We start from the raw sequence: 14,609 nt of genomic DNA, 5'->3' as shown, positions 1-14,609 counted from the left end.
ATCTTACAAAAAGTGATGTCCAATAAACATCCTTTCTAATTATTTTTTGAACCTCATATAATATTTTTCAAGGCTCTTGTCGCAGACGTCCACAATATGCAGCCAGTCTTCCCGTGTCAGCTTGCGGAAGATGATGGGATTCACTTCAACGGTCTCTACATCTTTGCAGCGCATCAGAAAGCGCATGTCTTCAAAACGCTTGAACGGATTGGACAGAATGTTCTTCTCCACATCCTTCTTAGTATAGCCACCCTTTTGGTAGATACTGTTGGGCTTTTCCGCAATCATCCCATGCGCCTTACGGTCTTCATAGAAGTCAATGAAGTAATCTACCACATCCGGCAGGGCAACTCTGCCATTGCTGTCCATATACTCATAAATCGCTTTGAGCAGGACCGGCTTATAGGAGAAGCTCATATCCATCGTTTCAATGAATTTCATGAACTTATCTGCCATATTCTGCGGCGTGATGAGATCCCAGCCGTACTGCTTGGCAATGTTTCGGACACTTTCTTCGCGGAAATAGTGGAACATCCGCTTGTCGCCAAACGGGACAGAAAGATCCGGCTTGATTTTTCCATCCTTGATATAACGATCTACCGTTTCGGATTGCACATCTACCATCCGAACAAACTCAATCTGCGAGATCATATCCTTGACGCTGTTCTGCCAATTGAACAAGTCGATGATTTCGTAGTCGTCTACATCAATCGGCACATCCAGCCACGCTTCCGGCTTTTCTCCCTTGAACAGCATGTCCTGATCCAGCTTCCGCTTGTTCTCCGGGGCCAGCACATAGGCCATGGGCTGATATTTTGAAATATCCAGCACCCGATGCAGACTGTAGGGCATATTGAACATATTGGCGTTGTCTACAAAATCAATCACCAGCAGGTCATCTTTTCCCGGACAGCGGCGGGTGCCTCGCCCAAGCTGCTGCATATAGATTGTTTTAGACATTGTGGGCCGTGCCATGAACAGCACTGTGGTATGAGGACTATCCCAGCCCTCATTCAGCAAGTCACAGGCACAAAGAACATTCGTAGAACCGGTTTCGTAATCTTTCAGGATCTTATCCCGGATTTCTACCCGGTCACGCCCGGAAACAGCCTCTGCTTTCACCCCATTGTCGCGCAGCAGCTTCGCAATCTCCGCCGCATGATCTACACTTGCGCAAAAAATCACAGTCTTCTTGCCATTCACGTACTTCAGATAGGTATCAACAATCAACTGATTGCGTTCCGGAATGAACAGCTTACTTTCCAGATCCTGCGAGTTGTATTTGATGCCGTTGATCCGCACATCGGTTAGATCAATGTTGGTTTTGACCCGAATGCAGCGAATCGGCACCAGTACACCGCGCTCCACTGCAGTCTTCAGGTCCATTTTGTGGGCAACATTCTGGAACAACTCCAGCATATCCTCGCCATCACTGCGCTCTGGTGTTGCAGTCAAGCCCAGAATAAACTTCGGATGGAAGTAGGTAAAGATTTTTTGATAAGTATTAGCCGCTGCATGATGGCATTCATCCACGATCAAATAATCAAAATCTGTCGGGGAGAATTTTTCCAAATCCTTGGAGATGCTCTGCACCGTTGCAAAAATGACCGTCTGGGTCATATCCTTCTGACTTCCGGTATATTCCCCCAGTGTAGCCTCCGGCCACACTTTCGCAAACGTATCCTTAGCCTGTGAAGCCAGCTTCAGGGCATTGACCAGAAAGAGCGTTCGTCCGCCCACAGCTTTTGCATCTGTGGCGGCTGTGATTGTTTTTCCGACGCCGGTTGCGTGGTACAGCAGCGCGATGGTTTTACCATCCTCACGCATCTTCTTCAGGTTGTCGATAGCCTCCTGCTGGTAATCCCGCAGCTCTATTGTCTGCCCCATCTGAACCGGCAGGTCCGCTTCAAAAGCCTTGAACATGGGGCTGGTGCCCAGGAATGTGATCAGCTCATCTTTGACCTTTTCCGGTTGCTTTTCCAACTGGCTGTAGATCCAACGGTAGACTTCCCAGTTGTCATAGATCAGGCTGTTCTGCTTCAGAAGGTCATCAGCGTATTTGTTTTCGGACACTTTGCTGGGGTTGTGGTAGGTCTCGCCGTCAATTTCAATTGCAATTTTGGATTCAGGCGATTCCAGCGCAAAGTCGATGTAGCGATGCCGTCCATAGATGTCCACGCATGGGTACTGGACCTGCAAATTTTCGGTTTTCTCAGGTCCAAAAGCCCCACAGAACAACTGAACAAACAGTTCTTCCGCACGGCTGTTAACACTGGTTGCTTTTGATGGTTCCATGATGGCCTCCCAGTCATATCATAGCTGCTTCAAACGAGTACCCCATCGCCCGCGAACATTCGCAGTTGGTTTGTTTTCTTTCAGTCTTGCCATGATTCCATCTTCTTTTTACCAAAATAAAGCAGTAATTGACAATTTTCAATTTACTATATCAAAGTATACTCTTTGCTTAATTTTCAGGCAATGTTTTTGTGAAAATTCCAACATTTCAAGTTGCTTTCCGTACCTTTAAACAAAAAATTTCCGTTATCTTTGTGGATTGTAACAGCTTGCGCAAGCAGGGCGTCTGTCTATACAAACGCCATTTTTGCTTCGCAAAATGCTTGTTGGGAATTCCCAAACCCTTTGTGATCTGCATCGTACCGCTGCAGGCTGCGCGTTCCTGCCGAACGCTTTTTTGATGGAGTTCATGATTCAGTGATATATTCGCTGGGCACAGACCCACTTAAAAGAAAAAGTGCTGACAATGATTTTGTCAGCACCCACTGTAACCTATTTACTTCTCTTTGATGTACGGTATGTTATCGATATATGCGTTCAAAATATCGGTTGCGGCTTTCTTCTGCCCCGGTGTAAGACGGCTCAACTTCCGGTTCAGCTCATCATCTGCCACATAAGATGCTGGGGCTGCGGAGTCCCGGATCAACACATCTGCGGGAACATCCAATGCTTCAACGATCCGGATGAAAGTGTCCAGACTTGGCGTCTTCACCCCACGTTCCAAATCACCCACATAGTTTACAGACAGATCTGCTTTCTCGGCCAGTTTATCCATTGTCCAGCCTTTTTTCCTGCGTTGTTCTCTGATTCGTTGGCCTAAAAGTGTTTTCATAACATCCTCGCATTCTATTAGCGTTAGTTACACACCACTAGAATAAAGGCCGTGTATTTCTTTATACACAATCAGTTGGCGTTTGTTTAACTCAATTAGCGTTTGTTTCGGACAGAAAATTTTAGAGCATTTCTTTGTTCAAATCATCAATGGCCTTTTTGAACCGGGCATGCTACAATAGCAATGTTGTGCAATGCACATCAAACAAGAATAAAGGGAGCTGCCGAACGTGGATTCAATCTACCTGCTGCCCGGTGAAGAACGCTGTGTCAATTTCAGAGATTCCGATGGCATCCCAAAGGTACACTACACATATTGTTCTTTGCACGGCAGACTTTTCAACTGCACCTGCCGCTCAAAGGACGAAGCGCAGCGGTTATGTGAGGATTGGCTCGTCACGCAGGACCGCTGCTATATAAACTAAAAAAGCCACCGAGGATTCTTTCCCAAAACGGATTGGGATCGAATTCTCGGTGACTTTCGTTTTATCGGGTCTGCTGCTGTTCCTGTTCGCTCCTGTTGTCTGCAAAAAACATTTCTACGTTTTTCTGCGCCTTCATCAGTTCCTGCATTCTCTCTCGTGCTTTCCGATAGCTCGGATATTCTGCTTTTTTCTTTTTCAGAAGCTCAACATATTCGATGCTCAGTTCTTTTACCTTCGGAAGTTTTTTCAGCCCAGCCTCATCGAAAGCCGCTTTGGCCGCCTTGTGCAACGCAATGCTCTCCCGATTTGCTTCCAAGAATCGCTTGCTATATCCTGCTTTTCGATAGGCCTCATAGATGGACCTTGTTTTGGCATAGTTGATAATGTGCGTTTTCATTACCGCAATTTCTGCCATCCGCGCTTCCGCAGCTTTGATGGAGTCGCCCAGTTCGTGATAGCGCATCGTTGCAGCACGCACCTGTTCTTCCATTTCATCCATACTCCCGATTTTGTTTTCCTGCAGAAAAATCAGCGTCTTGGACATCTCCTTCAGGTTGTACCGCTTCGCCCATCGCGCATAGAAAGCGTAACAGGCAGTTCATCGGACTGCTGCCAGCCCATGCTGATGGCAATGTCTGCGCAGCGGACAACTATGAATCCGCATGCAGTGCGCACAACTGGCCATAGGAGCGAAGCAACTATGGTAAGCGACCCCTGCGGGTCGGCATCCACCAGCAGCACCTTTTTGCCTTCCCGTGCAAGCCCTACGCCCAGATTTTCGCAGGTCGTGGTTTTGCCGGTTCCGCCTTTCTGATTGACGATGGCAATCGTGGTTGCTTTTTTCGACATTTTCATCACCCCCTGTTCGATAAATCATGATTGGTTTGGTTCTGGTAATAAAGCTGCATGGTCGTGGGTGCATTGTAGAGTGCAGCCAGCAGATACTGCTTCATATTCCGTACCGGTGCGGTACTTTCCGCAAGACACTTCAGCACAAAGCGGATATGGTCTGCATTCAGCTTCATGAATCGGCTGCGCACGACCTCCGCAGGCTTGTCGTCCCCTGCCACCCGCAGCAGCTTGCGTTTGGTGGAACAGGTGTCCACAAGCAAGTCCACGATCTGGTAGATGGTGTCCTCCTCATCCGGGCAGACCCGGAGCAGCAAGTCCACCTCCAACGACTGCATAAAATACGCTTCCAGCCGTGTGCGCTCATCCGGTTCATCCTCCGCGTCGGAAGAGAAAGGATCAGGTTCACTCCTCTCGGTTTTATTCCACTCAGTCTTATTTCCTCGTGATTTTGCCGTCTCTGGCTGCGCTGAATCCGCGGCACCGGAACCGTTCTTTTCGCGATTCCGAAAACGCGGGTCTGCAAAGTTTTTGACGTAAATCAGATTTGGTTTTCCCAGCCCGCGCCGTTTGCGCTCAATCAGTCCAAACTTTTCCAATTCCCGGAACAGTTTGGTAGCCTTGTTGTCTGCGCAGCCCAGTGCATCCATCACTTCCTGCACAGGAAAAATGATATACACCCTTCCCTGCTCATCCAACCATCCGTTTTTCACCGACAGCCCCATGCGGTCCAGCAGGATGCCGTACAGCGTTTTGGCATCGGTGAACAGGTCCTTGAATTTTATGTCCCGGAATAAAATTTTGGGCACCCGGAAATACGAGAACATCTCGCCCGACTGCCCATAGAAATAGTCAAACATCCTGACTTCCTCGCTTGTTCTGCCTTGTCACATCCTTGACACCTCCGTTCGTAGTATGATGAAATATGTATGACTATCGTTATTTTTCTTTACAAAGATGGCTTATCATGCTACAATAGCCGCATCTACGGCCACCAGACAACAGGAAAGGAGTATCTCATGGCCAAAACTGCCGACACCATTGCAATAGTCCCGCTGCACCGGCAAGGGCGAGAACATCGGAAATCAGATCGACCTCTGCCGCGAATATATCCGCACCCACTATGGCGATGCCGCAGCACAGCAAGCTGTCGTCTTTGAGGACGAGGGCATTTCCGGCGGCAACCTGAACCGCCCGGATTTCAAAAAGATGATGACTGCGGCCAAGGACCGGAAATTCAAGGCCATTGTGGTCTACCGTCTGGACCGCATCAGCCGCAACATCAGCGACTTTTCCAGCCTGATTGAAGAACTGGGATGGCTGGGCATCGACTTTGTGTCCATCCGGGAAAGTTTTGACACGTCCAGCCCCCTGGGCCGCGCGATGATGTACATCGCATCGGTGTTCAGTCAGCTGGAACGGGAGACCATCGCAGAGCGTATCCGGGACAACATGCACGAGCTGACAAAGACCGGGCGCTGGCTGGGCGGCACGACCCCCACGGGCTATGCTTCCGAGAGCGTCAAGAGCATCACGGTGGACGGCAAGACCAAAAAGGCCTGCAAGCTCAAGCTGCTGCCGGATGAGGCAGAGATCATCTACAAAATTTTCGACCTCTACGAGCAGTATGATTCCCTGACCATGACCGAGACCGAATTGCTGCGGCAGGGCATCAAAACAAAAACGGGCGTTCTTTCACCCGGTTTTCCATCAAGTTTATTTTGCAGAATCCTGTCCACCTGATTGCAGACAAGGACGCTTATCAGCATTTTGTGGACAACGAAGCAGAGTTGTTCTCCCCGGAGTCCGGAAAAAAGGCAAGCCCTCCTTCATAAATTACAGTAACCGTTTATGATACTATGGGGAGGGGTCGGCATGTTTTTATCTCTTCTGCAATTTTTTGCCACAAAATTTCTGGTCCTGGCGCTTCATCTGGAAAGCGGCAGCTTCCCGCGGCCCCTCTCTGCCCGGGAGGAAACCGAAGCCTTTTCCGCACTGCGTGCCGGTGACCCTGCCGCACGGGAAAAACTGATCCGGCACAATCTGCGTCTGGTGGCACACATCGTAAAAAAATACTACGCCCTGCCCGGCGATCAGGACGACCTTATTTCCATCGGCACCATCGGCCTGATGAAAGCGGTAGACACCTTCGACTCTGACCGTCGGGCACGCTTTTCCACCTACGCCAGCCGGTGCATTGAAAATGAGATCCGGATGCAGTTCCGCCGGAACCGCAAAACCGGTGGGACCGTCTCGCTGCAGGAAGCGCTGGAATCAGATGGTGACTCTGCGCTGACGCTGGCCGATGTGCTGCAGGACAGCTTCTGCATGGAGAACACCTGCGAAACGCAGGACGATATCCGCCGGATGCGGCAGCTGCTGGACGGCCTGCCCGCCAGGGAGCGACAGATCATTCTGCTGCGGTATGGTCTTTCCGGCCAGCCGCCGCTGACCCAGCTGGAAACTGCAAAACTGCTGGACATCAGCCGCAGCTATGTTTCCCGTCTGGAAACTCATGCGCTGGAACTTCTGCGCCAGCGGTGGGATGTTCCGAGCACAAAAACAGCGCAGAGGTGAACGGTGTGCTCACCCCTGCGCCATGCAGTCAGCTGTCCAGAATTTTCAGCTGCAGTTCGTCCAATTGTTCAAAAGTATACAGTCGGTTCAGCGCTTCCACCAGTTCCTTTTTGGAAAGACGCGGCGGCAGGCCCAGCGCGTTCAGAAGCTTTGCCTTGCGCTCGGCGCTGCCCGGCCTGCCGGAAAGCCCCCACTCGTAGAGGTCGGTATAGGTAATCTGCCGTCCTTCCGGGCGGGCCGCTGCGGCACCCGCCTCAGCGCCAAGGGCATCCCGCAGCGCCTGTAGAACAATGGCATCGTCCACGCCCTCGACCCCCAGCAGGCCCTCCTTGCCGGGCTGTTCCTTGCGCTTTTCCTTGCCGTGGATCGCGGGCACGTAAGCCTGAACCACATTCTTTTCTCCCACCAGATTGGTGATGTAGGTGCGGATGCGGAAGCCTGCTGCGTCCGAATCCGTCAGCAGGATCAGGCCGTTTTTCTGCGCCAGCGCTTTGAACAGCTGCTGGCGCTTTTTGTCGCTGTAAATGCCAAAGCCATCCGTCAGCAGGATCATGGCATCGGTCAGATGGGAAAGCCGGGCCGCATCGTACTTGCCCTCCACAATGAGCACCCGGCTGGTATGGATCATTTCGTTTTCCTTCATCGTCCGCTCCCCGCCATTGCCAACCGGCACAGCGCTGTTTCCAGCAGGATCTGGTCATCGGTAGGCTGGCTTTTCAGGCTCTGGTCCAGTTCCAGCAGCACCTGCATACAGTTTTCGATCTGGCCCAGCGTGTAATGCGAGGCTGTTTCGGCCGACCGCTTGAGCCGGTAATCACTGCCCTTATAGCCAAAATCCTTGAATACCGTGCTGTAATTTTTCCGTTTTGCTGCCCCCAGCTTGACCCGGTACAGATCCACATAGCTGCCGATCATGGCCGCTGTAATGGCAATGGGCTCCTGCTGCAGGCGCAGCAAAGTCTGCAGCTTTTTGCAGGCACCCGTGGCGTTTTTGGCGGTGATCATGCGGATCATCTCGAACACGTCTGCTTCCAGACTGACCGTGCCCATTTCCGCCACCATCGCTGCCGTGACCGTCTGATACCCGGACAATGCACAGAGTTTGTCCACCTCATTTTCCAAAAGGAACGGATCCTCGCCGCAGCGCTCCAGCAGCGCCGCCGCTGCGCCGTCCGGCAGGGTGGTTTTCTGCTCCTTTGCGCGGTCGATCATCATCATTTTCAGTTCAAAGGGCTTGGGCTTAGCCAATTCTTCGGTGTAGCCAAGCGCCTTGCACTGCGCGATCAGCTTCTGTGCGCGCTTGCCTGTTTTGAGCTTGCTGCGCTCCAGTTCAAACACGCTGCCCAGCACCACCACAGCATTTTCCAGACTGGAAAGGGTGCTGTTCAACTCTTCCAGATCCTTGTCACTGTAAGCTGCAGGGTCGATCTCCGGCAGCACCACCACACGCCGGGTACCAAAAAATGAGATGGTGCCCGCCGCCATGATGAGCTGTTCGATCTCCGGCGCAGCTCCATCCAGAACCGTGGCATCCTCGTCGCTGTCTGCGGTCAGGATGCGGGTGATGGCCGCGATCGCCTGCCGGACAAGATACCGCTCGCTGGAATAAAAATAATATACCGGACAGCCCTTGTCGGCCAGCTGCCGCAATTTTGCTTCCGTTGCCAAACGGCTCTCCCCTTTCTGCTGTAGCTGGTACTATACTTATAGCAAATGTTATTGTACCACACTCGGCCCGGATTGCAAAGCATCAGTGCAGTTTCAGCCCGCCGCGCCGCCGCAGGCTGATGGATGCCGCCCGTTCTTTTCTGTTGTCCATCCAGTCATAGCTGCGCAGGGCCAGAACATTTTTATACTGCACAGCATCTGGCTTTGCAGGGGATGCCAGCAGCCACTGCACTGTGACCTGTTTTGCCAGTTCTACAGTTTCATTGACCACAGCAAACTGCCGGTTGCCCACAGTCAGCCGCACAAGACAGCCATTCCGGGTGCGCAGCATTTCTACCAGAGCCGGTGTGCACCGCAGCTTTTGTGCTGTGTTCACCGCCATTTCTGCTGCCGGAAGTGTCCGCTCTGCTTCCAGTGTACAGGCCGTTTTAGGGTTTGTACGCAGGTCTGCCACAAGCTCCACAGTCTGCACGCCCCGTCGGGCAAGCTGGTTTTCCACTGCGTTCTGGGCAGAAGCTCCGCCCCGGAACAGCACCGCGGCGGTATCGTTCTGGGTGACGACCACTGCCGGCGCGTTGGCGCTGCCTACAAGGTCGATGTGCACCACATCCCGGCTGAGAGCATTGCCCAGCCCGATGGAAACAGCTGCCGCCAGCAGGATGCATAGCCCTGCCACCCGCAGCCGTACTCTCCAGTGGAACGCCAGCCAGCCCAACAGGATCAGCACCAGACACACGATGGCTGCATAGGCCGTATCGAAGTAGATGCCCGCGCCCGGTTTTGCAGAGATCCAGACGGCCCAGCGGTCGAGCAGGCCGGTCAACGCCGCAGACGCTGCGGACAGCACACCATACAACGGAGCAAGAGCTGGCACCAGACCGGCAAAGGCCGTGCCAAGACCCAGCAGCATCATGGGCTGGATGAGCCACAGCACCGCCACACTGGATGCCACCGCATAAATGCTCACACTCAGCCCGCGCAGCACCAGCACCGGGAATGTGGCCACCGAAGCACAAAACGAGATGCAAATGCTTTCCGCAAGGCCCCAAAGACGTTCCGGCAGTTTGAAATACCATGGGCGCTTCACCAGGTTCTTTGCTTTCTTCCAGAAGTGGCGGTACCACGCATCCCGGGCGCGGCGGATGCACACACCGCCTGCCACCGTGCCCACCACCGCCGCAAACGAAAGTTCAAAGCCGATATCGCACACTGCATAGCTGTTGCCTGCGGTCATAACGATACCTGCCACCGCCAGAGAGGTAAGGGTATCCGGCGGGCCGTACAGCCACACACCCAGTGCACCGACCCAGACCGCCACTGCGGCGCGGCATACCGAGGGTGTGAAGCCGGTCACGCCCATCAGCAAAAAGGCCAGCAGACTTCGGAATACCGCCCGGCATCTGCGCCTGCGGTAGCTCTGCTCCCACTCGTAGGGCAGGAGTGTGCTGAGGATATCACCGCACAAAATGGACACATGCATTCCGCTTACCACCAGCACATGGGCAAGACCCGCGCCCCGGTAGGCGCTGCGCATGGCCGAAGACAGATAACTCCGGTCGCCGGTAGTCATGGCAGCCAGCACACCGCCGGTCTTGCCGTCCATACGGCGGCGCAGCGACGCACTGAGCCTTTGCTGCAGGCGGTGGGTGCGGGCACGGAAGCTGCCGCTTTCGCCCAGAACTGTAAGCTCCGGCCCGTCCTCGTCTATTTCCGCCTGCAGAGCGATGCCGTCCGCATACAGGCTGACCCGGCTTCCGGATGCCGGGGCCGACAGTATAAATCTTCCCTGCACCCTTTCCCCGGCTTTGCACTCCGGCAAAGCACTGCACTCCACCCGGAAGGATGCCGCGCTGCCGTTCACTTTCTCTACATGCAAAACCGCATCCACGATACCGGGATCGTAGGAATCCGCCGTGCTTTCCACCTCTGCGGTCAGCATCAGCGGACGGCCTGCATATTGCACACGGATGCGCTCCAGCCGGTTTGCCGTGTGCAGCACCGATGCCATACCCACAACAGCACCCAGCAGGATGCAGAGCGCTGCTTTGCGGGCAGCATCAAAGATGCACAGCACCAGACAAACGGCAACAAAAAATGCCGCAAACGGCACAAAAAGCTCCGTTTGCGGCAAAAAAGCACACACTAACTCCACACCCAGCATTCCAGCGCAGAAAACGCAGAGCGGGCGGCGCATTGCAGCTTAGTGGAAGAACAGGGGCAGCGGCTCAAGGAAGATGATATCCTTGCGCTCAGCTGCATCGCCCTCGGCCAGAACAGCGGCCTGGCCCACAATGGTGCACTGGGTCTGCTCAGCCAGCGCGTCCAGAGCCTTGAGCGAACCGCCGGTGGAAATGACATCGTCCACCACCAGAACGCGCTTGCCGCTCATCTTGTCCAGCTCCTTGCGGTCGATGACCAGCTTCTGCTTGCCTGCGGTGGTGATGGACTGATCCTCCACCACCACGGGGTCGGTCATATACAGCTTTTCGCCCTTGCGTGCGCAGACGTAGGGCTTGCCGCTCTGGCGGCTCATCTCGTGTGCCAGAGGGATGCCCTTGGCCTCGGCGGTCAGCAGGATATCAAAATCCGGGCACTTCTTCAGCAGTTCAGCGGCAGCAGCCACGGTCAGCTCGGCATCACCCAGCATGATAAAAGCAGCAATGTCCATGTGGTCATTCACCTTGCAGATGGTCAGCTCACGGGTCAGGCCTGCAACGTGCAGAGTATAGGTTTCAGCCATAATTCAACGCTCCCTTTTTATTGGAATCAGACAGGCAGCTTTTCGCCGCCCAGAACATGGAAATGCAGATGTTTCACGGTCTGGCCTGCGTCCTCGCCAACATTGGAGATGACGCGGTAGCCGTTGTTCAGGCCCTGCTCCGCAGCCAGCTTTGCGATCACTGCAAAGATATGGCCCAGCAGTGCGCCGTCCTCTTCGGTCAGCGCAGCGGCAGAGACAATGTGCTTTTTGGGCACCACCAGAAAGTGCACCTTGGCTTGCGGGTTGATGTCGTAAAACGCCACCACCTGCTCGTCCTCGTACAGCTTCTTGGAGGGGATCTTCCCCTCCGCGATCATACAAAACAGACAATCTTCCATGGGAAACAACTCCTTCCTGATATTTTATAAACGTCCCCGCCCTCTCAGGCCGCTTTGCATCCAGCTCTCCCAAAGAGAGAGCCCTTGGCAAAACCATAAACTTTGGCAGCGCGTCAGCGCTGACGGAGAGGGCAAACCCGTTTTCTTATTCGCCCAGAGCCTTCTTGACGATGGCGCCGACAGCAGCCAGAGCTTCGTCGATCTTGGTCTCGTCCTTCAGGCCGGCCATTGCAAAGTCCGGCTTGCCGCCGCCCTTGCCGCCGGCAATGGCAGCGATCTCCTTGACCAGAGCACCGGCCTTCAGACCCTTTTCCTGTGCCTGTTTGGTCACAGTGACAGCCATGGTGATCTTATCCTCAGCCTTGCCCACCAGAACCGCCACAGCGGGCTTCACAGCCTTGTCGCGGATGGTATCGCACATGCCGCGCAGGGTGTCGCCGGTGGTGCCGGTGAAGTATGCGGAAGCGATCTTCACGCCGCCGATCTCTTCGGCATTGTCAAACAGGCTGGTCACCTTGGAAGCGGCGACCTGTGCCTTGATCTCTTCCAGCTCCTTGGCCAGAGCCTTGTTCTCAGCCATCACGGCCTCGGCACGGACGGGCAGAGCGGTCACGTTGTTGGCCTTCAGGGTGTTTGCCACGGTATGCAGCATAGCCTCCTGCAGGTTTGCACGGATCAGCAGGTTGCGGCCGGTGACAGCCTCGATGCGGCGGATGCCCGCAGCAACGGAGGCCTCGCTCACGATCTTGAAGCCGCCGATCTGGGCGGTGTTCTTCACGTGGGTGCCACCGCAGAACTCGGTAGACCAACCCTCGATGTCCACAACACGCACGACCTTGCCGTACTTTTCGCCGAACAGAGCCATTGCACCCAGCTTCTTGGCTTCCTCAATGGGCATTTCCCGGACGGTGACGTTCATGGACTCGTAGATTTTATCGTTCACGATCTTCTGCACGCGGGCCAGCTCCTCGGGAGTGACAGCGCTGAAGTGGGTAAAGTCGAAGTGAGTGATCTCTGCATCCTGATAGGAGCCTGCCTGATGGACGTGGTCGCCCAGCACTTCACGCAGAGCTGCCTGCAGCAGATGGGTGGCGGTGTGGTTGCGGGCAATGGCCATGCGGTATTCCTTATCCACCTGAGCGGTCAGGTGGTCGCCCACCTTCACGATGCCGCTCTCCAGCACGCAGGTGTGGACGTAGTAGCCCTTGGGGGTCTTCTTCACATCCAGCACGCGCAGGCTGCAGTCGGCGCTGTTCAGCATGCCGTGGTCCGCAGCCTGACCGCCCATCTCAGCGTAGAAGGGAGTCTTATCCAGAACCACCAGCACGCCGTCCTTCGCTTTCTCGTCGGTAGCAATGGCATCGGTCAGGGTCTCCTCGTCGCTCAGGGCGACCACAACACCGGTGTCGTTCAGGGTCTCGTAGCCGGTAAAGACGGTGGGCTCTGCATCCAGCGCACCGAACAGATCCTCGCTCCAGCCGGAGATGTTCTTCTTCAGGCGCTCTGCACGGGCACGCTCCTTCTGCTTGGTCATTTCGGCGTGGAAGCCTTCCTCGTCGATCTCAATGCCCTGCTCTGCAGCGATCTCCTTGGTCAGATCCAGCGGGAAGCCGAAGGTATCGTTCAGCTTGAACACATCCAGACCCTTCAGCAGATGCTCATGTGCCTTTTCCAGACCGTCGATCATGTTGTTCAGGATGTTCATGCCGGCATCAATGGTGCGGGCAAAGTTTGCCTCCTCGGTGCCGATGACCTTCTTGATATAAGCATCGTGCTCGCGCAGCTCAGGGTATGCGGTCTCGCTGGACTGGATGACAGTCTCCACCAGCTCCACCAGGAACGGGTGAGTGATGCCCAGCATACGGCCATGGCGGGCAGCACGGCGCAACAGGCGGCGCAGCACATAGCCGCGGCCCTCGTTGGAGGGCAGGATGCCGTCGGACACCATGAAGGTGCAGCTGCGGATGTGGTCGGTGATGACGCGGATGGAAATATCGGTCTTGTCGTCCTCGCCGTAGGTCTTGTTGGCGATGTGCTCCACATGATGCAGCACGCTCTGGACGGTATCGACCTCAAACAGATTACCCACGCCCTGCATCACGCAGGCCAGACGCTCCAGACCCATGCCGGTATCGATGTTGGGGCGTGCCAGACGCTCGTAGTGGCCCTTGCCGTCGGCGTCGAACTGGCTGAACACCAGATTCCAGATCTCCATATAGCGGTCGCAGTCGCAGCCCACGCCGCAGGTCGGCTTGCCGCAGCCGTACTCGGGGCCGCGGTCAAAGTAGATCTCGGAGCAGGGGCCGCACGGGCCGGAGCCATGCTCCCAGAAGTTGTCTTCCTTGCCAAGACGCACCATGTGGTCAGGGGCGATGCCCACCTTCTTGGTCCAGATATCGTAAGCCTCGTCGTCCTCTTCGTACACAGAGATGTGCAGGCGGTCCTTCGGAATGGCCATCCACTCGTCAGAAGTCAGGAACTCCCATGCCCAAGGAATGACCTCCTCTTTGAAGTAATCCTGGAAGGAGAAGTTGCCCAGCATCTCAAAGAAGGTGCCGTGGCGGGCAGTGATGCCAACACGCTCGATATCCGGGGTGCGGATGCACTTCTGGCAGGTGGTCACGCGGTGACGGGGCGGCTCTTCCTGAGCCAGAAACCACTTTTTCATGGGGGCCATGCCGCTGTTGATCAGCAGCAGGCTGGGGTCGTTCTTGGGCACCAGCGGGAAGCTGTCCAGACGCAGGTGGCCCTTGCTCTCAAAGAAGCTCAGGTACTTTTCACGCAGTTCATTCAAACCGGTCCATTGCATAAGTTTTCTCTCCTCAATCGTCTTTGGCGCTCAGGCGCCGTTTTTATGCTGTTATG

The 14,609-nt window shown here is 54.8% G+C and carries 11 protein-coding genes and 2 pseudogenes; 2 read left to right on the top strand and 11 right to left on the bottom strand.

Going from position 1 to position 14,609, the window contains the following annotated elements; translation table 11 throughout:
* Nucleotides 1-39 precede the first annotated feature (39 nt).
* The 5 genes and pseudogenes from DWV57_RS00445 to DWV57_RS00420 form a co-directional block, all read right to left on the bottom strand.
* A complete protein-coding gene (locus DWV57_RS00445) occupies nucleotides 40-2,295 on the bottom strand; it encodes a DEAD/DEAH box helicase family protein (protein ID WP_120019604.1) in 2,256 nt (751 codons plus the stop codon).
* 496 nt (nucleotides 2,296-2,791) lie between these two features.
* Nucleotides 2,792-3,127, bottom strand: coding sequence for a helix-turn-helix transcriptional regulator (locus DWV57_RS00440; RefSeq protein WP_097778303.1), 336 nt, complete (start codon nucleotides 3,125-3,127; stop codon nucleotides 2,792-2,794).
* 485 nt (nucleotides 3,128-3,612) lie between these two features.
* A pseudogene (locus tag DWV57_RS00430) lies at nucleotides 3,613-4,131 on the bottom strand (relaxase); the annotation flags it as partial.
* A 122-nt stretch (nucleotides 4,132-4,253) separates the two neighbouring features.
* Nucleotides 4,254-4,406 (bottom strand): annotated as a pseudogene (locus DWV57_RS14720) (ParA family protein); the annotation flags it as partial.
* The gene (locus tag DWV57_RS00420) at nucleotides 4,406-5,260 is read right to left on the bottom strand and encodes a DUF6017 domain-containing protein (RefSeq protein WP_120019603.1); all 855 of its coding nucleotides are present in this window, start codon (nucleotides 5,258-5,260) and stop codon (nucleotides 4,406-4,408) included. The gene DWV57_RS00420 and the pseudogene DWV57_RS14720, both read right to left, overlap by 1 nt.
* Nucleotides 5,261-5,477: 217 nt before the next feature.
* Here DWV57_RS00420 and DWV57_RS00415 point away from each other — a divergent pair, with 217 nt between their 5' ends.
* Nucleotides 5,478-6,143 carry a recombinase family protein gene (locus DWV57_RS00415; RefSeq protein WP_347562364.1) on the top strand — a complete coding sequence of 222 codons (666 nt, stop codon included), beginning with the start codon at nucleotides 5,478-5,480 and terminating at the stop codon, nucleotides 6,141-6,143.
* Between the two features lie 132 nt (nucleotides 6,144-6,275).
* On the top strand, nucleotides 6,276-6,977 hold the full coding sequence (locus tag DWV57_RS00410; protein ID WP_243112274.1) for a sigma-70 family RNA polymerase sigma factor: 702 nt from the start codon (nucleotides 6,276-6,278) through the stop codon (nucleotides 6,975-6,977).
* 28 nt (nucleotides 6,978-7,005) lie between these two features.
* Here DWV57_RS00410 and DWV57_RS00405 read toward each other — a convergent pair whose 3' ends face one another.
* From DWV57_RS00405 to alaS, 6 genes are all read right to left on the bottom strand, one after another.
* A complete protein-coding gene (locus DWV57_RS00405; RefSeq protein WP_118528213.1) occupies nucleotides 7,006-7,620 on the bottom strand; it encodes a DUF4093 domain-containing protein in 615 nt (204 codons plus the stop codon).
* The gene (gene holA, locus DWV57_RS00400) at nucleotides 7,617-8,645 is read right to left on the bottom strand and encodes a DNA polymerase III subunit delta (RefSeq protein ID WP_120019601.1); all 1,029 of its coding nucleotides are present in this window, start codon (nucleotides 8,643-8,645) and stop codon (nucleotides 7,617-7,619) included. The genes DWV57_RS00405 and holA overlap by 4 nt, the downstream gene beginning before the upstream one ends.
* 82 nt (nucleotides 8,646-8,727) lie before the next feature.
* Entirely contained in the window at nucleotides 8,728-10,755 is a 2,028-nt protein-coding gene (locus tag DWV57_RS00395; protein ID WP_243112273.1) for a ComEC/Rec2 family competence protein, read from the bottom strand.
* A gap of 90 nt (nucleotides 10,756-10,845) precedes the next feature.
* The gene (locus DWV57_RS00390) at nucleotides 10,846-11,385 is read right to left on the bottom strand and encodes a phosphoribosyltransferase family protein (RefSeq protein WP_005946272.1); all 540 of its coding nucleotides are present in this window, start codon (nucleotides 11,383-11,385) and stop codon (nucleotides 10,846-10,848) included.
* A gap of 26 nt (nucleotides 11,386-11,411) precedes the next feature.
* Nucleotides 11,412-11,744, bottom strand: coding sequence for a histidine triad nucleotide-binding protein (locus tag DWV57_RS00385; RefSeq protein WP_005946271.1), 333 nt, complete (start codon nucleotides 11,742-11,744; stop codon nucleotides 11,412-11,414).
* Nucleotides 11,745-11,889: 145 nt separating this feature from the next.
* Nucleotides 11,890-14,553: an alanine--tRNA ligase gene (alaS, locus tag DWV57_RS00380; RefSeq protein WP_118528219.1), complete on the bottom strand. Its 2,664-nt coding sequence runs from the start codon at nucleotides 14,551-14,553 to the stop codon at nucleotides 11,890-11,892.
* Nucleotides 14,554-14,609 lie beyond the last annotated feature (56 nt).

The sequence above is a fragment of the Faecalibacterium sp. AF10-46 genome, from assembly GCF_003604105.1.
Taxonomy (GTDB): domain Bacteria; phylum Bacillota; class Clostridia; order Oscillospirales; family Ruminococcaceae; genus Faecalibacterium; species Faecalibacterium taiwanense.
The sequence above is the reverse complement of the archived record's forward strand: the minus strand, read 5'-3'. Positions and strand labels throughout refer to the sequence as shown.